This is a genomic window from Deinococcus alpinitundrae, assembly GCF_009982895.1.
Taxonomy (GTDB): Bacteria; Deinococcota; Deinococci; order Deinococcales; family Deinococcaceae; genus Deinococcus; species Deinococcus alpinitundrae.
Map to the genome: position 1 here is coordinate 37,596 of NZ_WXZL01000019.1, position 18,947 is coordinate 56,542.

Annotated in this window: 32 protein-coding genes; all 32 read right to left on the reverse strand. The window is 63.1% G+C overall.

All coding sequences use genetic code 11. The annotated features are described in order from the left end of the window. Positions 1-12: 12 nt before the first annotated feature. Positions 13-930, reverse strand: coding sequence for an SPFH domain-containing protein (locus tag GUI70_RS16125; protein WP_161883341.1), 918 nt, complete (start codon positions 928-930; stop codon positions 13-15). A gap of 116 nt (positions 931-1,046) precedes the next feature. After that, positions 1,047-1,463 carry a CBS domain-containing protein gene (locus GUI70_RS16130; protein WP_161883342.1) on the reverse strand — a complete coding sequence of 139 codons (417 nt, stop codon included), beginning with the start codon at positions 1,461-1,463 and terminating at the stop codon, positions 1,047-1,049. 434 nt (positions 1,464-1,897) lie between these two features. Further along, entirely contained in the window at positions 1,898-2,203 is a 306-nt protein-coding gene (locus GUI70_RS16135; RefSeq protein ID WP_161883343.1) for a WGxxGxxG family protein, read from the reverse strand. 268 nt (positions 2,204-2,471) lie between these two features. Continuing rightward, on the reverse strand, positions 2,472-3,851 hold the full coding sequence (locus GUI70_RS16140; RefSeq protein ID WP_161883344.1) for an MDR family MFS transporter: 1,380 nt from the start codon (positions 3,849-3,851) through the stop codon (positions 2,472-2,474). A gap of 145 nt (positions 3,852-3,996) precedes the next feature. Next, positions 3,997-4,296, reverse strand: coding sequence for a ComEA family DNA-binding protein (locus GUI70_RS16145; RefSeq protein WP_161883345.1), 300 nt, complete (start codon positions 4,294-4,296; stop codon positions 3,997-3,999). A 37-nt stretch (positions 4,297-4,333) separates the two neighbouring features. After that, positions 4,334-5,737 carry a sensor histidine kinase gene (locus GUI70_RS16150; RefSeq protein WP_202630506.1) on the reverse strand — a complete coding sequence of 468 codons (1,404 nt, stop codon included), beginning with the start codon at positions 5,735-5,737 and terminating at the stop codon, positions 4,334-4,336. Between the two features lie 35 nt (positions 5,738-5,772). Then, positions 5,773-6,441, reverse strand: coding sequence for a response regulator transcription factor (locus GUI70_RS16155; RefSeq protein ID WP_161883346.1), 669 nt, complete (start codon positions 6,439-6,441; stop codon positions 5,773-5,775). Positions 6,442-6,555: 114 nt separating this feature from the next. Further along, positions 6,556-6,906: a 50S ribosomal protein L17 gene (gene rplQ, locus GUI70_RS16160; RefSeq protein WP_161883347.1), complete on the reverse strand. Its 351-nt coding sequence runs from the start codon at positions 6,904-6,906 to the stop codon at positions 6,556-6,558. Positions 6,907-6,966: 60 nt separating this feature from the next. Then, on the reverse strand, positions 6,967-7,968 hold the full coding sequence (locus tag GUI70_RS16165; protein WP_161883348.1) for a DNA-directed RNA polymerase subunit alpha: 1,002 nt from the start codon (positions 7,966-7,968) through the stop codon (positions 6,967-6,969). Positions 7,969-7,980: 12 nt separating this feature from the next. After that, complete coding sequence (rpsD, locus tag GUI70_RS16170; protein ID WP_161883349.1) at positions 7,981-8,598, reverse strand: 30S ribosomal protein S4; 618 nt, start codon at positions 8,596-8,598, stop codon at positions 7,981-7,983. A 167-nt stretch (positions 8,599-8,765) separates the two neighbouring features. Next, entirely contained in the window at positions 8,766-9,155 is a 390-nt protein-coding gene (rpsK, locus tag GUI70_RS16175) for a 30S ribosomal protein S11 (RefSeq protein WP_124869575.1), read from the reverse strand. Between the two features lie 3 nt (positions 9,156-9,158). After that, a complete protein-coding gene (gene rpsM, locus GUI70_RS16180; protein ID WP_161883350.1) occupies positions 9,159-9,539 on the reverse strand; it encodes a 30S ribosomal protein S13 in 381 nt (126 codons plus the stop codon). Continuing rightward, complete coding sequence (gene rpmJ, locus GUI70_RS16185; protein ID WP_109824866.1) at positions 9,539-9,652, reverse strand: 50S ribosomal protein L36; 114 nt, start codon at positions 9,650-9,652, stop codon at positions 9,539-9,541. The genes rpsM and rpmJ overlap by 1 nt, the downstream gene beginning before the upstream one ends. A 172-nt stretch (positions 9,653-9,824) precedes the next feature. Beyond that, a complete protein-coding gene (infA, locus tag GUI70_RS16190; RefSeq protein ID WP_124869582.1) occupies positions 9,825-10,085 on the reverse strand; it encodes a translation initiation factor IF-1 in 261 nt (86 codons plus the stop codon). Positions 10,086-10,196: 111 nt separating this feature from the next. Next, positions 10,197-10,790, reverse strand: coding sequence for an adenylate kinase (locus tag GUI70_RS16195; protein ID WP_161883351.1), 594 nt, complete (start codon positions 10,788-10,790; stop codon positions 10,197-10,199). A 145-nt stretch (positions 10,791-10,935) separates the two neighbouring features. Further along, positions 10,936-12,255: a preprotein translocase subunit SecY gene (gene secY, locus GUI70_RS16200; RefSeq protein WP_161883352.1), complete on the reverse strand. Its 1,320-nt coding sequence runs from the start codon at positions 12,253-12,255 to the stop codon at positions 10,936-10,938. Further along, positions 12,255-12,725: a 50S ribosomal protein L15 gene (gene rplO / locus GUI70_RS16205; RefSeq protein WP_161883353.1), complete on the reverse strand. Its 471-nt coding sequence runs from the start codon at positions 12,723-12,725 to the stop codon at positions 12,255-12,257. The genes secY and rplO overlap by 1 nt, the downstream gene beginning before the upstream one ends. Next, positions 12,722-12,889, reverse strand: coding sequence for a 50S ribosomal protein L30 (gene rpmD / locus GUI70_RS16210; RefSeq protein WP_161883354.1), 168 nt, complete (start codon positions 12,887-12,889; stop codon positions 12,722-12,724). The genes rplO and rpmD overlap by 4 nt, the downstream gene beginning before the upstream one ends. Next, positions 12,886-13,437, reverse strand: coding sequence for a 30S ribosomal protein S5 (rpsE, locus tag GUI70_RS16215; RefSeq protein ID WP_161883355.1), 552 nt, complete (start codon positions 13,435-13,437; stop codon positions 12,886-12,888). The genes rpmD and rpsE overlap by 4 nt, the downstream gene beginning before the upstream one ends. After that, complete coding sequence (rplR, locus tag GUI70_RS16220; protein WP_161883356.1) at positions 13,427-13,774, reverse strand: 50S ribosomal protein L18; 348 nt, start codon at positions 13,772-13,774, stop codon at positions 13,427-13,429. The genes rpsE and rplR overlap by 11 nt, the downstream gene beginning before the upstream one ends. Continuing rightward, on the reverse strand, positions 13,771-14,328 hold the full coding sequence (gene rplF, locus GUI70_RS16225; RefSeq protein ID WP_161883357.1) for a 50S ribosomal protein L6: 558 nt from the start codon (positions 14,326-14,328) through the stop codon (positions 13,771-13,773). The genes rplR and rplF overlap by 4 nt, the downstream gene beginning before the upstream one ends. Before the next feature lie 10 nt (positions 14,329-14,338). Continuing rightward, positions 14,339-14,740, reverse strand: a complete 402-nt coding sequence (rpsH, locus tag GUI70_RS16230; protein WP_161883358.1) for a 30S ribosomal protein S8 — start codon at positions 14,738-14,740, stop codon at positions 14,339-14,341. Positions 14,741-14,933: 193 nt separating this feature from the next. Beyond that, entirely contained in the window at positions 14,934-15,203 is a 270-nt protein-coding gene (rpsN, locus tag GUI70_RS16235; RefSeq protein ID WP_161883359.1) for a 30S ribosomal protein S14, read from the reverse strand. A gap of 94 nt (positions 15,204-15,297) precedes the next feature. Next, complete coding sequence (gene rplE / locus GUI70_RS16240) at positions 15,298-15,837, reverse strand: 50S ribosomal protein L5 (protein ID WP_161883360.1); 540 nt, start codon at positions 15,835-15,837, stop codon at positions 15,298-15,300. Positions 15,838-15,897: 60 nt separating this feature from the next. Then, a complete protein-coding gene (gene rplX, locus GUI70_RS16245; protein ID WP_161883361.1) occupies positions 15,898-16,260 on the reverse strand; it encodes a 50S ribosomal protein L24 in 363 nt (120 codons plus the stop codon). Beyond that, positions 16,260-16,664 carry a 50S ribosomal protein L14 gene (gene rplN, locus GUI70_RS16250; protein ID WP_161883362.1) on the reverse strand — a complete coding sequence of 135 codons (405 nt, stop codon included), beginning with the start codon at positions 16,662-16,664 and terminating at the stop codon, positions 16,260-16,262. The genes rplX and rplN overlap by 1 nt, the downstream gene beginning before the upstream one ends. After that, the gene (rpsQ, locus tag GUI70_RS16255) at positions 16,661-16,948 is read right to left on the reverse strand and encodes a 30S ribosomal protein S17 (RefSeq protein WP_161883363.1); all 288 of its coding nucleotides are present in this window, start codon (positions 16,946-16,948) and stop codon (positions 16,661-16,663) included. The genes rplN and rpsQ overlap by 4 nt, the downstream gene beginning before the upstream one ends. Before the next feature lies 1 nt (position 16,949). After that, on the reverse strand, positions 16,950-17,153 hold the full coding sequence (gene rpmC / locus GUI70_RS16260; protein WP_161883364.1) for a 50S ribosomal protein L29: 204 nt from the start codon (positions 17,151-17,153) through the stop codon (positions 16,950-16,952). Then, positions 17,140-17,565, reverse strand: coding sequence for a 50S ribosomal protein L16 (gene rplP / locus GUI70_RS16265; RefSeq protein ID WP_124873005.1), 426 nt, complete (start codon positions 17,563-17,565; stop codon positions 17,140-17,142). Before rplP ends, rpmC begins: the two co-directional genes overlap by 14 nt. Further along, a complete protein-coding gene (gene rpsC / locus GUI70_RS16270) occupies positions 17,565-18,314 on the reverse strand; it encodes a 30S ribosomal protein S3 (protein WP_161883365.1) in 750 nt (249 codons plus the stop codon). The genes rplP and rpsC overlap by 1 nt, the downstream gene beginning before the upstream one ends. Next, positions 18,314-18,649 carry a 50S ribosomal protein L22 gene (rplV, locus tag GUI70_RS16275; protein ID WP_161883366.1) on the reverse strand — a complete coding sequence of 112 codons (336 nt, stop codon included), beginning with the start codon at positions 18,647-18,649 and terminating at the stop codon, positions 18,314-18,316. Before rplV ends, rpsC begins: the two co-directional genes overlap by 1 nt. After that, positions 18,649-18,936, reverse strand: a complete 288-nt coding sequence (gene rpsS / locus GUI70_RS16280) for a 30S ribosomal protein S19 (protein WP_161883367.1) — start codon at positions 18,934-18,936, stop codon at positions 18,649-18,651. The genes rplV and rpsS overlap by 1 nt, the downstream gene beginning before the upstream one ends. Positions 18,937-18,947 lie beyond the last annotated feature (11 nt).

An 18,947-nucleotide genomic window follows, 5' to 3' on the forward strand; every position in this document is an offset into this window, starting at 1 on the left:
GGCGATCCCGGCTCAGTACAGGCTTCCGGCATTGACCACCGGCTGGGTACCGCGCTCACTGGTCAGGACGACCAGCAAATTGCTGACCATCTGGGCCTTGCGCTCCTCGTCGAGTTGCACGATGTTTTGCTCGGAAAGCTGCTTGAGGGCCATCTCGACCATGCCCACCGCTCCGGCCACGATCTGGCTGCGGGCGGCGATGATGGCGCTGGCCTGCTGGCGCTGAAGCATGGCCCCGGCGATCTCCGGCGCATAGGCCAGGTGCGAGAGCCGGGCTTCGAGCACCTCCACGCCGGCGTGGCGCAGCCGGGTGGTCAGTTCATGGCCCAGCGCCTCGGCCACCAGATCGGCGTTGCCGCGCAGGCTCAGACCACTTTCCTCGTAGTTGTCGTAAGGGTACTGCGAGGCGAGGTGGCGCAGCGCGGTTTCGGCCTGAATCTCGACGAAGCCTCCGTAGTCTTCCACGTCGAACAGGGCGCGGGCTGTATCGACCACCCGCCAGACAATCACGGCAGCGATCTCGATGGGGTTGCCCATCAAATCGTTGACCTTGAGGCGCTCGGAATTGAAATTGCGGATTCGGAGCGACACCCGCTTGCGCACCGTGAACGGATTGGTCCAGTAAAAGCCGTTGCGCCGCTCGGTGCCGACGTAGCGCCCGAACAGGGTCAGCACGCTGGCCTGGTTGGGCTGCACGATAAAAAACCCGATCAGGCCGAAGAAGGCCAGGACACCCAGCAAAAAGCCCAGCAGCGACAGCGCGCCGCCGCCGAAAATCAGCACGCCCGCCGCCACAATGACCACAAGCAACCACAACAGCACGGCGGGCACACCCGGCAGCCCGAAAGCCCGGCGCTCCACACTCGCTATCCCGCTCTGCGGCGAGATGCCCTGACCCGCCGTCGGCGGCACTTTCTCCAATTCACTCATATCTTCCTCCAATCATAATGATATCAGATGTGCCGGAGTTACGATAGAGGGCAGCCAAAGCAGCGGGGAGGAAGACCAGATCGGTTCCCTCCCCGCTGCGGCGGTAGATATGCGGCTTATAGCGTCGGCGTGCTGATGCCTTCGAGCGCCTGTTGATCGGCGTCTCCATTGGTGCGGTTGCTGAGGTCACTGAGGCTAACGATGCCCACCACCTTGCCGTTCTCGGTCACCGGCAGACGGCGCACCTGGCGCTCACCCATCAGCGCGGCAGCCTCGCTGACCTCGGTATCGGCGTCCAGGGTAAACGGGTCCGCCGTGGCGTGGTCGACTGCCAGCGCGCCTGGGTCGCGTCCAAAGGCAACCGCGCGTACCACGATGTCGCGGTCGGTCAGGATGCCGACGAGCTTGTCGGCATCCATGAAGAGCACGTTGCCAATGTCGTTGTCGGCCATCAAGGCGGCGACTTCCTTGAGGCTGGCGTCTTTGCTGGCGGTCACGAGATCGCGGGTCATGATGGTGCGTAAAGGGGCCATACCTCCACTGTAAGTAGCGTCCAAGTGTGGCAGGTTGGGTGAAGATTAAGAACAGCTGGGAGGGCTAAGGCTGGCTTCTCGAACCGTCTCCAGAAGTCTTGTAGCGGAACACACCGGGCCTGTTCGGAATAGCTTTCCAAGTCTGGAAATTCAAGTGTCCTGTGCAGCCTACACATAAGGCCCAATCGGCATAGAGGCGTTTGAGTGAATCCGCAAGGCTATTCACGCCGCATTGAATGCGGTTGCCATTGCCGAGGCGCTGCACAAATGAGTACAACACAGAAAATCGGTGAGTGGGCAGCTTTCCGCAACCCGCTCACCGTTCTAGTTTTGTTAGTTAACGATCGGCCAGCGCCCCACTCGGCTTGCTAGCGAGCCGATATGCCTCAGAGAAGGCTCTGAAAGAAGCCCGGCCCACCCAGCTCAGAGTAGGTTCAGGGACGACGCGCCGTGTCGCGGGGATCGACATGAACGACTGGGGGTTGACGGCGTGTCAGTCCCGCCAAACCGGCCAGGCCGAGTAGACCGAGCCAGCCATAATCAAAGCCTTTGTCGTTATTGGTCGTGTCAGTCGTGGTCGTCGAAGTGGTGTCGGTGGTGGCCGGTGTCGTCGTGTCTGTTGCATCAGGCGTAGTCGTATCTGTCGTGCTCGGTGCCGTGGTGTCGGTCTGGGCCAAAACGGGAACCGGCAGGAGGGCAAGTGACAGGGTGAGCAACAGCTTTCTGGTGGTTTTGTGCATCTTCGTCTCCTTGAAGGTTCACAGCGCTTAAAACGCTAGCAAACGGATCTCTGGGATCAGGATGCAACATTGCACACGGAAAAGCTGTGCCGAGCCAAAAGAATATCTTTAATTTTGGGAGGGGTATTCTTTAGTTACCAAACCTTTATGTTTATATATAGCGGGGCGAATATTAGATAAACAACTGTTTATCCTTTCCGCCCCTCAGCACTTTAAACTCTAAGCAGCATTGAAAATCACAGTGGCGTCACTGCCTAGGGGCCGCTGTTTAATCAGTCCCCATCGGCTGCGACACTATCGGCTCACGGCGCAGCGCTTGAGCCAATGTCCAGGCCAGCGCCACCAGCACCAGCGCCAACACGAAGGCCCGCTGAAGACCACTGGCCAGCGCCGGGCCGCCCGCCGAGATGGCCGCCTCGCCGATCAAGGCACCCATCAGGGCCGTGCCGATGGCCCCACCCATCTGGCGCGAGAACAGAATGGCGCTGGTGACCGCTCCTAGGTCAGCCTTGGCGGTGGCCTGCTGCACGGCGATGAGCAGGGTGAACATGGCAAAACCCATGCCGCTGCCCGCCACAAAGCCCGACGCGCTGATGGCCCACAGCGGCGCGTGTGCCAGCGCGGCAAACAGCACGAAGGCCACCACCAGAATGTTGAAGCCCCACAGGGTAAGCCGGGTGGTGCCCACGCGGCTAATCAACCGGGCAGCCAGAATGCTGGTACCGGTCCAGCCCAGCAGCATCGGCGTCAGGATGACTCCGGCAGCGGTGGCCCCCTGACCGCTGACCCCCTGCGCAAAGAGCGGCAGATAAGCGATGGTGCCGAAATACGCCGCGCCTGCCAGCAAGTTGCCCAGCACGCCCACGCGCGGCAGGGTGGCTCTCAGGTTGCGCATTGGCAAAAGGGGCGCAGCATGGCGGGACTCGACCCACAGCGCTCCGGCCAGCACGCCCAAGCTCAGCGCCGCCAGCGCCCACAGCTTGAACTCCAGTCCCCAGATCAGCAGCCCGCTGCCGAGCGTGAACAGCAGCGTGCCCAGCCAGTCGATCTGGGCGCGGTTCTGCCTGGCCGGGCGGATGTTGGGTAGGTAGCGCAGCGCCAGCAGCAACGCCGGAATGCCGAACGGCAGGTTCAGGTAAAAGACCCAGCGCCACGAAGCGTGGTCCACGATCAGTCCACCGATCAGCGGCCCCACCAGCCCGGCGATGCCCCACACGCCGCTAAAAAAGCCCTGCACGCGGGCACGCTGCTCCAGAGTGAACATCTCGCCGACCAGGGTAAAGGTCAGGGTCTGCACCGATCCCGCGCCGATGCCTTGCAGGGCGCGGGCCGCGATCAGTACCGCCATGCTGCCTGCCACGCCGCAGAGCATGCTGCCGAGCAGAAAAATGATCACCCCTGCCAGATACAGGCGCTTGCGTCCCAGCAGGTCGCTCGCCCTTCCCCACAGCGGGCTGGTGATGGTGCTGGTCAGCAGGTATACGGCGAACGGCAGGGCGTAGAGGTGCTGGCCGCCAAGTTCGCGGATCACTGTGGGCATGGCGGTGGCGATCACGCTGCTCTCCAGGGCGGCCAGGGTAATGCCCAGAAGAAGGCCCGCGACGGCGAGCGTGCGGGCGCGGTCTGGCGCGGGGGTGGGAGCGGTCATGGGCGGAGCATAAGTCGCACACCGTATTCAGATTGGAAGATGACACCAAAGACGCCAGGTCAGCCCGGCCTCAGTCTGTTCGAGCAAGAGCGCTGGTCTCACCCCAAGATGGGCAAGGCCAGCGCCGAGAATGAAGCGGGCTGTCTTAGAAGCTCAGCAGCGGCATCATTTTCATGACGTTCTTCAGCCTGATGCCCTTGACTTTCCTGACCAGTTCGGTGCTGTTCTTGTAGGGCCGATTCTTGATGATTTCGGCGGCGATCTTGGTGTTCACACCGGGGATTTTCAACAGTTTGGCGGCAATGGCCGCATTGATGTTGACTTTGGCCATCGTGGCGGCATTGATCGTTGGGATGGTGGCAGGCATGACTCCTTTCTTGGCACAGGCGGAAACCGGAGTGAGAAGCAAAGCAACGTCCAGAACGGCCAGGACAGGTTTTTCCATGAATAAACCCTCCGCTCCCCAAGATGGAGGCAGGCGGTCAGTCGGTTCGATGGGGCTGGGTGCCCTCGGTTTCACGGGCGGGCGGCGCAGCAGGCGTGGGCGGCAGACTCACCTGCACCCGTGCGCCGCCGCCGGGGCGCTCACCGAGGTTCAAGGTACCGCCGTGCGCCTCGACCACCTGCCGTACCACAGCCAGCCCCAGCCCGAAGCCTTCGGGGCCGCTGCCGCCGCTGCCCGGCACACCACGCACGAACGCCTCGGTCAGCGGACCGGACGGAAAGCCGGGGCCGCTGTCTTCCACCGTGAGCAGCGCTCCACCTGTTCGCATGCCGTCAGACAGTGGCCCGCTGGGCTGCGGAGACACTCGCACGTTGACCCGTCCGCCGACCGGAGAAAACTTGAGCGCGTTGCCGATCAGATTTTCCAGCACCCCAGCAAACAGCGAGCTGTCGATCTGGGCGGGAGTCGAGGCCCCGTCGAGCCACAGATCGATGTCGCGCTTGAGAGCCAGCGGTTGCAGCAGATCCACCGCCTCGCCCGCCAGATCGAGCAGATCGGCAGTCTGGCGTTCCCCGACGTGCTGCGCCCTGGTGAGGCTCATCAGGTTGCCGGTGAGCTGGCGCAGCCGCCCCGCCGTCCTCTCGGTGCGGTGCAGGGCCGCCAGCACGTCTTGCAACGAGCGCTCACGGGCCAGGGTATGTTGCAAATCGGCCAGCATGGCGGTCACGGGGGTGCGCAATTCGTGCGAGGCGCTGGCCAGAAAGAGTGTTTCGCGGCGGCGCTCGGCACGCAGCTCGGCCAGGCTAGCATCGAGGGCGCGGGCCAGCGCGCCGACCTCGCTGCGCTCATCGACGCCCGGCACCGGCTCGGGCGTGCCGAGGTGCTGCACCCGCCGCACCAGCCGGTCCAGCGGCCTAAGCGCCCGGCGCACCGCCAGTGCTGCCGTCGCACCGGCCAAGGCCGAAAGCAGCACCAGCACCAGCGCCGCGATAATCAGGTAGCGGGCAATCAGCTCTTCCTGGGGCAACAGGTTGCGCCCCACCTGCACCACCACCTGATCCGGCCCGCTGCCGAAGCGCCGACTGGCGACCATGTACCCCTGGATGCGGCTGAGGCGCTCAGGTTGAACATCACGCAGGAAGTCGGGGTCGAGAATGCCCGAGGCCACCGCGCCCCCGGCCCAGATCAGCACTCCGTCCTCGTAGACCCGGCCCACCGCCGTGATTCCGTCACGCTCCAGCAGGTCGTCGGCGGTGCCCTGCAGCGCACCCGGCGAGCGGCGGGCCACGGCGCTCAGGGCGTCGGCCTGCGCCGTGATCTGGCGGGCGATGCTGCTCAGCTCGATGCGCCACAGCAGTACCCCGGCCAGCCCGCCGAAGGCCGCCAGCGCCAGAAAAATCACGCCCGACGTCAGCAGGGTCAGGCGCAGGCGCAGCGTCATGCCTGAGTCTAGAAGCTGCCGCGCCCGCGTAGGCGTTACTCGCCTTCAGGGAAGCTGTAGCCCAGACCGCGCAGGGTTTTGACCACGTCGTCGCCGAGCTTGCGCCGCAAATTGCGCACGTAGGTTTCCACAACGTTCGATTCGGCATCGAATCTGCCGTCCCAGACCCGGTCGATCAGCTCCTCACGGGTATACACCCGGCCAGGATGCGAGGACAGCACCTCAATCAGCGCGAACTCCTTGGCGGTCAGCGCCACCCGCTCGCCGTCCCGGTATACCGCTCTGGCGGTCCAGTCGAATTTGAGGTTGCGCCAGGTCAGGGTGCTCTGCACCTCGGCGCGGCTGCGGCGGGCCAGGGCACGCAGCCGTGCCTGCACCTCGCCCAGGTGAAACGGCTTGACCAGATAATCGTCGCCGCCCGCGTCCAGTCCCTCGATGCGGTCTTCCACAGCGTCGCGGGCGGTCAGATACAGCACCGGAGCCTTGATGCCCTCGGCGCGCAGGCCGCGCACCAGATCGAACCCGCTGACCGGCCCTTCCGGCAGGCCCACGTCCACCATCAAGGCGTCGTAGGGAAAGCTGCGGGCCAGCGCCTGGGCTTCCTGGGCGCTGCCCGCCTCGTCCACCGCATAGCCGGCCTCGCGCAGACTGGCCGATAAGGGGCGGCGGATGTCGAGTTCATCTTCAATGACGAGAAAGCGCATACGGGTAGGCTACAGGGTGCGGGGCTGCAGGGAGATGAAAGCCTGAAGTAAGCCCCAATCACTGCAAAGAGAAAGCCCCCACCCAACCGGGCAGGGGCCTTCGCGCTTGTTCGCTTACACCAGTTCGATCAGGGCCAGCGGAGCCGCGTCGCCGCGCCGCACGCCGACTTTCAGGATGCGGGTGTAACCGCCGGGGCGGGTGGCGTACTTGGGAGCCACTTCGTCCATCAGTTTGCGCAGCACAGCGTTGTCCTGAATGTCCTGGGCGCACAGACGACGGGCGTGGAGGTCGCCGCCCTTGGCGGTGGTGATGATCTTCTCCACGTAAGGCCGCAGCTCTTTGGCCTTGGCGACGGTGGTCTGAATGCGGCCCTCGCGCAGCAAGGCGGTGGCCTGGGCGCGGGCCAGCGCGGTGCGGGCGGAACTGTTGCGGTTGAGCTTGCGCCCACTACGTCCGTGACGCATATTGGTTCTCCTTTGGCATGAAACATGGCCCACCCCGGTTGACGGGCAGGCCAGACAGGTTCAGTCTTTGAGGGCCAGCCCGAACTGGGCCAGCTGCTGCTTGATCTCGTCGAGGCTGCGCTCACCAATGCCCGGTACTTTCTTCAGGTCGCGGTCCGACAGTGCGCACAGGGCGTCCACCGAGTCGATCCCTTCTTCCTTGAGCGAGTGCAGCACACGGGTGGTCAGGCCCAGGCCCTCCAGGGTCACACGGGGGCTGCTGACCTCGCTGCCCAGCGCGTAGTCGCCCAGGCCAATCGAAGCCACCTGGGTGGGGGCCGGGTCGTACACCGGGCTGCTGATTGTCTGGGCGGGCACCAGCACCGGCATAGGCGCGGCCTCGGCCTGCACCGTCTCCACGTTGCCGAACACCATCAACTCGTCGCGCAGAATATCCACGGCCTTGTCGAGGGCGTCCTGGGGACTGGTCGAGCCGTCGGTCCAGACCCGCAGAATCAACCGGTCCAGATCGGTCTGCTGACCCACGCGGGTGTTCTCAACATGGTAGGCCACCCGGCGCACCGGGGTGAACATGGCGTCCACCGGAATCGAGTTGATGCGGTCCTTAGTAGAGTGCTTGTCGGCGGGCACATAGCCCTCGCCCTCCTCGACACGCACTTCCATCACCAGTTTGCCGTCCTCGGCCAGGGTGGCGATCACCAGATCAGGGTTGACGATCTCGGCATCGGAAGGCACTTCAAAGGCGCTGGCCTTGACCTCGCCCTCGCCCTGGGCGCGCAGGGTGAGCGTCTTAGGACCGGGGGCGTGAAAACGCACCACCAGTTCCTTGAGGTTGAGAATGATACGAATGACGTCTTCTTTGACGCCGGGAATGGTGCTGAATTCGTGCAGCACATCCTCGATGTAGACGCTGGTGACGGCACTGCCAGGAATGCTTGACAAGAGGATGCGGCGCAGGGGGTTACCCACCGTGACGCCGTAGCCCCGCCGCAGCGGTTCCAGGGTAAATTCGCCGTAGTCGCCGTCGACGCGGGCCTTGAGCTGGGGACGCTTTTGATCCACGCAGAACCTCCGTTACCGCGAGTAGTATTCGATGATGAAGTTTTCGTTGATCGGCAGTGCCAGATCCTCGCGGGCCGGAAGGCGCGTGAACGTGCCAGTAAACGTCTCCGGATTCATCTCGATCCAGGGGCTGACACGGCGGCGCTTGAGCGCTTCCATGTTTTCCAGGATGAAGCCCATCTGACGGCTCTTCTCGCCGATGCTGATCTGGTCGCCGATCTTGACCCGGTACGAGGCGATATCCACCTTCTTGCCGTTAACAAAAATGTGACCGTGGCCCACGAACTGCCGGGCCTGACGGCGGGTGCTGGCAAAGCCCATGCGGAAGACCACATTGTCCAGGCGGCGCTCGAGCAGTTGCAAGAACACCGTGCCGGTCACACCGGGTACGTTGGACGCTTCTTCAAAGAGGTTACGAAACTGCTTTTCGCCCATGCCGTATAAGCGCGAGAGCTTTTGCTTTTCGCGCAGACGCACGCTGTAGTCGCTGGGGCGGCCCTTGCGGCGCTGGCCGTGCTGGCCAGGCGCGTAGGGGCGCTTGTCCAGATACTTCTGGACCTTCTCGGTTTCCGCCAGGTTGATGCCCTCGCGGCGGCTTTGTTTGGTGATGGAACCACGGAAACGACCCATTTTTCTCCTCAGGGTGAAAGTCAAGCCAGGCTCTTGCCGGGCGACCCAAAAAGCGGCGCTCTGGACACCGTCTCCGCGTGGCGCGAATGCCGGTTTCTGTCAAATAAGGCGCGTCTCAAAAAAATACAGGGCTTGACGGGCCAGAACGCAGCGGTGAATTGAATGAACTAGGCGCGGTGCTTTTTCTTGGGGCGGCAGCCGTTGTGCGGCACGGGGGTGTCGTCCATGATGGACTTGACCTCAATGCCCGACGCCTGGATGGCGCGGATGGCCTGCTCGCGGCCAGAGCCGGAGCCACGCACCACGACGTCGACGATGTTCATGCCGAAGCCCTGGGCTTTTTTCACGGCGTCGGCGGCGGCGAGCTGGGCCGCGTAGGGCGTGCCCTTCTTGCTGCCTTTATAGCCGATGGTGCCGCCCGACGACCAGGCAACACTGTTGCCCTCCACGTCGGTGATGGTGACGATGGTGTTGTTGTAGCTGGCGTGGATGTAGGCCCGTCCGGCGCTGATATTGCGGCGCTTGGCGCGGGGCGCTCTCTTGGTGGTTTTGGCCATGATTTATTTCCTCGCGGCCTTTTTCTTGCCCGCCACGGTCTTGCGCGGTCCCTTGCGGGTGCGGGCGTTCGTCTTGGTGCGCTGGCCCCGCACCGGCAAACCCCGGCGGTGACGCAGACCACGGTACGCGCCGATGTCCATCAGGCGCTTGATGTTCTGCCCGACTTCGCTGCGCAGATCGCCCTCGACCTTGTAGACCTTTTCGATGGCGTCACGCAGTTTGGTGGTTTCGACCTCAGTCAGGTTCTTGACGCGGGTATCCGGGCTGATGCCGGTGGTCGCCAGCACCTGATCGGCGCGGGTCGGCCCGATACCGTAGATGTAACGCAGACCGATCTGGATCCGCTTCTCGCGCGGCAAATCCACGCCAGCGATGCGGGCCATTAACCTTGCCTCTGCTTGTGTTTCACGTTCTCGCAAATCACGACAACGCGCCCGTGGCGACGAATGACTTTGCATTTGTCGCACATTTTCTTGACACTGCTGCGAACCTTCATGTCCTTCCTCCTCGCGCCGCCGTGCTGCCTTGCGCCTTAAAGGCGCTCAGCGACGTGGCCGACGCTCGACCCCCCAACGCACCCTCGGTGGTGTGGGGAATCTGGGTTGGGCCGCACCCGAACTCAAGTGTTCAGGTCAGCCCCACGCGGTACTCTTGCAGCGCCCAGCCGCTCAGCGGCGGTAGACGATGCGTCCGCGCGAAGTGTCGTAGGGCGAGATCTCCAGAACCACGCGGTCTCCGGGCAGAATGCGAATGTAGTGAATTCGCATCTTGCCGCTGATGTACGCCAGGAGGTCATGCCCGGTATCCAGCTTCACACGGAAGGTGGTGTTGGGCAACGCCTCTTCGACCACGCCCTCGGCGCGGACGGTATCGGCGTCCTCCTTCTTGCGTTTGGATTCACGCCCGTCTGGTGCTCTTCTTCTCGCCACGAACCCTCCCGGCTTGGAACAAGCCAAACGTAAAGCTAGCACGCCGCCGGGCATCCGGCAAGAGGCGCGGCGTTACACTCGCACCGCTTGCCGACAAGGAGAGCTGAAGACTCAGGACATCACCTGCTGCAGGCGGCCATAAACTTCGTCCATGCTGCCGACCCCGTTGATGGGCTTCAGGTGGCCACGCGCGGCGTAGTAGTCGATCAGGGGCTGTGTCTGCTGACGGTAGATGTCCTGACGGTGGCGCGCCACCGCCTCGTTGTCGTCATTTCGGCCCGAGGACTTGCCGCGCTCCACGATGCGGGTAATCAGGATGTCGTCCGGAACTTCCAGCAGCGGCACGGCGCTGATCGGTGCGCCGAGCTGTTCGAGCAGCATTTCGAGTTCCTGCGCCTGGGCAGTCGTGCGCGGAAAGCCGTCGAAAATTACCCGCACCGTTTCGCGCTTCGAGAGCTGGTCACGAATCAGGGCGATGAGCAGATCGTCCGGCACCAGCTTGCCCGACTCCAGAATCGGCGCGACCTGCTGGCCGAGTTCAGTGCCGCGCGTCACATGGTCGCGCAGAATGTCGCCGGTGCTGATTTTGATCAGGTTATATTCGGCGGCCAGCCGCTCGGCCTGGGTGCCCTTGCCCGCGCCGGGCGGGCCGAGGAAGATCACCACTTGGTTGGATTCACGGTGAAGCGCTTTGTTGTGGGTCATGCCTGTCCTTTCCCGGCTTCAGGGTAAAGCCCGCTGAGTGGTGGGCTGCTGGCCACCAGCGCCAGCCTTCGGATACGGAACAAGGCGCACGGTGAGGTGCGCCCTGATAGAGATGTGCCTTTCGTTCAGCAACTCTCCCCGGCAATCAGAGGCGTCCGCGAATGCGGCCCTTGCTGATGAAACCGTCGTAGCGCCGCACAGTCAGCTGCGCTTCGAGTTGCTTGAGTGTTTCGAGGGCCACGCCTACGATGATCAGCAGGCCAGTGCCGGAGAACTGAAAGGTGGTCACGCCGGTCCAACGCTGAATCAGTTGCGGAATGATCACCAACAGTGCCAGAAACAGCGCGCCCCACAGCGAAATGCGGGTGCTGATGGTGCCGAGGAAGCCCGCCGTCGGTGTGCCGGGGCGTACCCCCGGAATGAAGCCGCCCGCCTCACGCAGTTGCTCGGCAATCCGCTTGGGATCAAACTGCACGCTGTTGTAGAGGAAGGTAAAGCCGATGATCAGCACCACTTCCAGCGCGGTGTACCACACGCCACCTGCCGCCAGGTACTGCTGGATAAAGGCCGAGACGCCCGGCGTACGCTTGGCCGTGGCCTGCTGAAGCAGGTTGGGCAAGATCAGCATGGCCGAGGCGAAAATCACCGGAATGACCCCCGCCTGGTTGAGCTTGATCGGCAGATATGTGGCCTGACCGCTGTAATTGCGGCCCGATCCACCCTGGGGGGTGCCGCCGCGCGCGCGGGCATACTGCACCGGGACCCGGCGCTCGGCCTGATATACGTAGACGATGGCGACAATCACCAGGATGGTGATGGCCACGAACGCCAGGATGCTCAGCACACTGAGGTTGCCCTGCCGAAACAGGGTCGCCGTCGCCCCGATTTCAGTGGGGTAGCGGGCGATGATCCCTGCCGTGATGATCAAACTGATGCCGTTGCCCAGCCCGACCTCGGTGATGCGCTCGCCGATCCACATGGTAAAGGCGATGCCCGCCACCTGGGTCAGGACCATCACCAGCAAGGTGAACAGGCCCGGCGTCCAGCCCACCGCGATGTTAGCCGGATTGCTACTGACGAACAGCGAGAAGACGGTGGCCTGCACTGTACCCAGCGCAATCGCGGCGTAGCGGGTGTACTGGTTGATCTTTTTGCGGCCTTCCTCGCCCTCTTTGGAGAGTTTCTCCAAGGCAGGCAAGGTGGTCGTCAGCAGCTGAATGACGATACTGGCGGTGATATAGGGCAGCACGCCCAGCGCGAAGATCGAGAACTGGGAGAGGTTGCCGCCCGAGATCATGCCGATGAGACCCAGCAGCGGGTTTGAGTTCTGCGAGAGGCTGGCGACGTTCACGCCGGGCGTGGGAATGACGTTGCCCAGACGGTACACCGCCAGCAGCAGCAGCGTGAAAACGATCTTCCGCTGCAAGTCCGGAATACGGAAGGCGTCGCGGAAGGCGCGCAGCATCAGCGGGGCTTGTACTCGGCGGAGTGGGCGGGCTTCGGCTCGGCCAGCACAACCTTGCCACCCGCTGCCTCGATGGCCTTGACGGCGCTCTCACTGGCGGCGTCCACATGCAGGGTCACGGCCCGGCTGACGGTGCCGCGTGCCAGCAGCTTGACGGGGCTACCCTTGCGGCGCACCAGTCCAGCGGCTTCCAGCCCGGCGCGGTCGAAGCTGTCACCCTCCAACGCGTCGAGCTGGGCGAGGTTGACGATCTCGTATGTGATGCCGACGTTGTTGAAGCCGCGCTTGGGCAAGCGCGAAATCAGGGTCGAGCGGCCACCCTCGAAGAATTGGCCTTTGCCCGCGCCGGAGCGCGACTTCTGACCTTTGTGACCGCGTCCGGCGGTCTTGTCGGTGCCGCCGGGACCGCGCCCGACCCGCTTGCGAGTCTTGCGCGAACCGGGGGATGGAAACAGATCGCTCAGTTTCACGCTTCCACCTCCAGCAGATGCTGTACGGTCTTGACCATGCCGCGAACCGCCGCACTCTCGGAGACTTCACGGCTGTCGCCGATTTTCTTGAGGCCCAACGCTTTCACAGTGTCCACCTGATACTGGGGACGCCCGATCACGCTGCGCTTGAGGGTAATTTTCATTGAGGCGCTCCTTGGGTATCCGCCGGAGTCACGGCAGCCGGGGCCGCCGCAGGTGCGCCGCGCAGAGCGCGGACCTGCTTGACCGTCCGCAGGTTCTTGAACCCGTCAAACACGGCGTAAGCCACGTTGATCTGGTTGCGGCTGCCGATTTCCTTGCTCAGCAGGTTGGTGATGCCCGCCAGTTCGGCGATGCTGCGCGGCACAGTGCCCGCGATGACGCCGGTACCCGCGCTAGCAGGCTTGAGCAGGACCCGGCTGGAGGTGCTGACGCCCACGATCTCGTGGGGAATCGTACCGTTCTCAACCGGCACGGTGATCATGTTCTTGCGGGCCACCGATTTGGCCTTCTCAATCGCCACCGGTACTTCCTTGGCCTTGCCGATGCCCATGCCCACGCGACCGTTACGGTCACCCAGGATCACCAGTGCGGCGAAGCGGAAGCGCCGTCCACCCTGGTAGGTCTTGGCGGTGCGGTTGACGTTGATCAGCTTTTCTTCGAATTCGCTGTTCTCGCTGTTGTTGCGGTCGTTTCTGCGATTAAAAGTCAAGGCCACCCTCCCGCGCCGCGTCTGCGAGCGCCTTCACGCGTCCGTGGTAGCGGTACTGCCCACGGTCGAACACAACCGCCTTGACGCCTTTCTCGGTGGCGGCGGCAGCCAGTGCCTTGCCCACAGCAGCGGCAGACTCGGTCTTGTTTCCTTCCTTGAGCGCCTTGCCGCCGGCCTGCGCGATGGTAGTGCCGGTGGCATCGTCAATTAATTGGGCGTAGATGTACTTGCTGGAGCGGTACACGCTCAAGCGTGGGCGCTCGGGCGCAGCGGCGGCGCGCACTTTGCGGCGGTTGCGCAGCTTGCGGCGGGTGTTGGTTTCGTTGGCGGTGCTCATTTCTTACCCTTTGCGCCCGTGGCTCCGGCTTTACCGGCCTTGAGGGCGATTTTCTGACCGAGGAAGCGCACACCCTTGCCGTGGTAGGCATCAGGCTTGCGGACCCGGCGGACGTTGGCGGCGACTTGACCGACGAGCTGCTTGTCAATGCCCGACACGTCGATTTTGGTGGGTTCCGGGACGACGAAGGTCACGCCAGCGGGCGGCTCGATGATGACCGGGTGGCTGTAGCCGATGGTCATTTCCAGATTCTTGCCGGTCAGCTTGGCGCGGTAACCGACGCCGCGCAATTCCAGGTTGATGGTGAAGCCGTCGGATACGCCCTTGACGGCGTTGGCGACCAGGGTGCGGGTCAGGCCGTGCAGCGAGCGGTGGTCCTGGCGGTCATCCGGGCGGGTGACCAGAATCTGGTCGCCTTCCTGCGTCACGCTCAGATCGCGGTTAAAGGGAACCGTCAGTTCGCCTCTGGGGCCTTTGACCTTGAACAGACCGGCTTCGATTGTGGCACTCACGCCACTCGGCACAGCAATGGGTTGTCTACCGATACGGGACATGCAGCTCTCCTTACCAGAGGACGCAGACGACTTCGCCGCCCACGCCTTCCTTGCGCGCGTCGCGGTCAGCCAACAAACCTTTGCTGGTAGACACGACGGCCAGACCCAGACCGCGCTGGATGCGCGGCAGGTTCTCGTGGCTCACATAAGCGCGGCGGCCCGGACGGCTGATGCGCTCGATGTGCTTGATGACCTGCTCGCGCTTGACGCCGTAACGCAGGGTCACGCGCAGCACGTCGAACTTCATGCCGTCGTCGCGTACGCGCTCGACAGCGGTGACGAAGCCCTCTTTGACGAGGAGGTGAGCGAGTTGCTCTTTGAACTTGGAGGCCGGGATGTCCACGGTCTCTTTGAAGGTGCGCGTCGCGTTGCGAATGCGCGTGAGCATATCGGCGATGGGATCACTCAGCATTATTCCTCCGGGAACTGGGGAAGTTCCCCGGACTTGGTGTCGATACTCTCTACGAGCACCACACGATGAAACCCACTGAGCGCCGCCAAAAAACATCAGCCCAGTTGGGCACGGCGGCATTCTCGTCTTGGGAAGAGACCATCAGACCAGACGATCACCGCAAAAATGTTGCGGTTCGTATCCGGTGAGGTGTTTACCAGCTGGCTTTGCGTACGCCCGGCAACTCGCCCCGGCTGGCCATTTCGCGCAGCACGATGCGGCTGACGCCGAAAAAGCGGATGTAGCCGCGCGGGCGGCCCGTGAATTCGCAGCGGTTGTGCAGCCGGGTGGGGCTGGCGTCGCGGGGAAGTTGCGAGAGGCCGTAGTAGTCGCCCGCGTCTTTCATCGCCTGACGCTGTTCGGCGTACTTGGCGACCACCGCTTCGCGCTGCTTTTGCTTGACAATTTTACTCGTCTTCGCCATGCTCTTTTCTCCTTGCCCACTGAGCGACTCGGCTTCAGCAAGCATGCGCGCGGGCGCTTACAGCCCCAGCGCGCAACTAGAAATTGTACTGGAATTACTTGCGGAAGGGAAGGCCCATGCCGGAGAGCAGCGCCCGGCCTTCTTCGTCATTCTTGGCCGTGGTCACGATGGTGATGTCCATGCCGCGCGTCTTGTCGACCATGTCGTAGGTAATTTCCGGGAAGATCAACTGCTCTTTGATGCCGAGGTTGTAGTTGCCGCGACCATCGAAAGCGTTCGGATTGACCCCACGAAAATCACGGATACGTGGCAGACCGATATTGATCAGCTTCTCCAGGAAGACGTACATGCGCTCGCCGCGCAGCGTCACCTTGATGCCTACCGGCATGCCGGCGCGCAGCTTGAAGTTGGAGATACTCTTCTTGGCCTTGGTGATGATCGGCTTTTGCAGGGTGATCAGGCCCAGCTCTTTGGCGGCCTTGTCGATCGCCTTGCTGTCTTCCTTGGCCGAACCCAGGCCCTCATTTACCACGATCTTCTCGATGCGTGGCGCGGCCATGACCGAGCTGTAGCCGAACTGCTGCACCAGCGCCGGGCGCACTTCATCGTTGTACTTTTGCTTGAGCTGCTGCATATCTGTTCCTTCTTCGGGCGGACGGGTCGCCCAGGACGCGCACGTGGCGCGCCCCAGAACTCAGTCGATGACCTTGCCGCTCTGCACACCCACGCGGACTTTCTTGCCGTCCACGATGGTCTTGCGAATGCGGGTGGCCTTGCCGGTTTCGGGGTCGACGAGCTGCACCTTGGACGCGTGCATGGCTCCTTCGCGCTCGTCAATACCGCCCGCCGTGTTACCGGGGGTGGGCTTGACGTGCTTCTTGACGATGTTGACACCCTCGACGACGACCTTCTGGTCTTCCGGGCTGGCAAACAGCACTGTACCGGTTGCACCTTTGTGCTTGCCACGGTTGACGATCACGGTGTCGCCCTTCTTGACATGCAATTTGTTGTTGTGGTGCTTGCCGGGCTTGGGCGCGCTGAATTTACCCTGCGGCATCACAGCACCTCCGGAGCCAGCGAGATGATCTTCATGAAACGGCGGTCGCGCAGTTCCCGGGCCACCGGCCCGAAGACGCGGGTGCCGCGCGGCTCGCCCTGATTGTTGATGATCACGGCGGCGTTCTTGTCAAAGCGAATGACGGAGCCGTCGGCACGCTTGATGGCAAACGTCGTGCGCACGATCACGGCCTTGACCACGTCGCCGCTCTTGACGGTGCCGCGTGGGGCAGCATCTTTGACCGAGGCGACGATGATGTCGCCGACGTGGGCGTAGCGCTTGTTACCGCCGCCGCCGGTCGTCAAACCCTTGCCACCGATGCCGGAGTTGAGCACGCGGATGCACATGATCTCGCGCGCGCCGCTGTTGTCCGCCACGTCGAGGCGGGACTGGGGCATGATCATGCTTGACCGCCTTCAGTCTCAACGGCGGTGGTCTCGATGCCGCGCGGGCGCTCGAGAAGCTGCGTGACCTTCCAGGTCTTGGACTTGCTGATGGGACGCACCGCCAGGATCTCCACGCGGTCGCCGGTCTTGTATTCGTTGTTCTCGTCGTGGGCCGCGTACTTGTGGCTGCGGGTCACGACTTTGCCGTAAAGGGGGTGGGCAAAACGCCGCTCGACCTTGACGCTGACGGTCTTGTCAGCTTTGTCGCTCACGACGGTGCCCTGAAGGGTCTTTCTGGCCATCTTACTTGTCACCTGCCTGACGCTGACGCTCGCCCTGAAGGGTGAGCAGTTGCGCCACTTCTTTGCGGAGCTGGCGGACCCGGTGCGGCTGGGCCAAGTTGCCCACCGCGCCCTGGAAGCGCAGCTTCATCAGTTCTTCCTTGCGCGAGGCAATTTCCTTGGCCACGCTGTCCGCGTCAACGGCGCGCAACTCACTGAGCTTCATCGTAGACCTCGCGCTTGACCATCTTGGTCTGAATCGGGAGCTTGTGGCCCGCAAGCCGGAAGGCTTCCTTGGCCTGCTCCTCGGTGACGCCCGACACCTCGAACATCACGCGGCCCGGCTTGACTACGCTGACCCAGAACTCCACAGCACCCTTACCTTTACCCATTCGGGTTTCGGCGGGCTTCTTGGTCACGGGCTTGTCGGGGAAGATGCGGATGTAGATTTTGCCACCGCGCCGGAAGTGACGGCTCATCACGATGCGGCAGGCTTCGATCTGGTTGCTCTTGATCCAGGCCGGTTCCATGGCGATCAGACCGAAGTCGCCGAAGGCCACGTAGTCGCCGCCCTTGGCGTCACCGCGCATGCGGCCACGCATCTGCTTACGGTATTTGGTGCGCTTGGGAAGCAGCATCATTCACCTCCGGTCCGCCGACGGGCGGTGGGGCGACGGCGGTTGTTGCGGTCGCCACCTTCGGGACGGCGCTCGCCGCGCTCCTGGCGCGGGGGCTTGGCCACGGTCTCGGTCTTGCCGCCGATGACCTCGCCGTTGAACACCAGCACCTTGATGCCGATGATGCCGTAGGAGGTCTTGGCCAGGGCCGTGCCGTAGTCAATGTCGGCGCGCAGGGTGTGCAGCGGCACGCGGCCTTCCAGAACCTTCTCGGTGCGGGCCTGCTCGGCTCCGCCCAGACGGCCACTCATGACCACCTTGACGCCGCGCGCGCCGGACTCCATCACGCGCTGGGCTGCCTGCTTCATGGCACGGCGAAAGGCGAAGCGGCGCTCGATCTGCTCGGCGATCCGCAGGGCCACCAAGGGCGCACTGGTGTTGGGGTTGGGGATCTCGGCGACGTTGACTGCCACCGTGCCCGCAGTGACCATACGCTCGATCTGGCCGCGCAAGCGCTTGATGCTCTCGCCGCCCTTGCCGATCACGATGCCGGGTTTGGCCGCGCTGATAATCACGTTGACCTGCTGACCGGCCCGCTCGATCTCGATGCGGGCAATTCCAGCGGCCTTGAGTTCTTTGTTGACGAGCTGACGAATCATCTCGTCTTCGCGAACCAGGCTGCTGTAGGTTTTCTTCCCGGCGTACCAGCGGCTGTTCCAGCCCTTGGTAATGCCCAGGCGAAACCCGTTCGGGTTGACTTTATTTCCCATTAGGCGCGCTCCTCCAGAATGACGGTGATGTGGCTGGTGCGCTTCTTGATGATGTTGGCACTGCCACGCGCACGCGGAATGAGGCGCTTAAGGGTCGGGCCAGCGTCCACGAAGATCTGCGAGACATACAAGCGGTCTTCGATCATGTCGTGGTTGTTGACCGCATTGGCCTTGGCGCTCTTGAGCACCTTGTCCACGGGGGTGCTGGCGGCACGGGGCACGAAGCGCAGCAGGTCTTCGGCGTCACGGACGTTCTTGCCGCGAATCACGTCCACAACAAGGCGAACCTTGCGAGGGCTGATGCGGATGTAGCGTGCAATCGCTTTGGCCTGCATTACTTCTTCTTGCTCCCTTTGGCGGACTTTTCAGATCCGTGACCCCGGTAGCTGCGGGTCGGGCTGAATTCGCCAAGTTTGTGTCCGATCATTTGCTCGTTGACAAACACCGGCAAATGCTGCTTGCCGTTGTAAACGGCGATGGTGTGACCGATCATCTCGGGCACCACGGTCGAGCGCCGGCTCCAGGTTTTGATGAGGCGCTTTTCTTTTTTGGCGTTCTGGGCGTCCACCTTGTTCAGCAGGTGGTCATCCACGAACGGCCCTTTCTTCAGGCTACGGGGCATAGATGACCCTC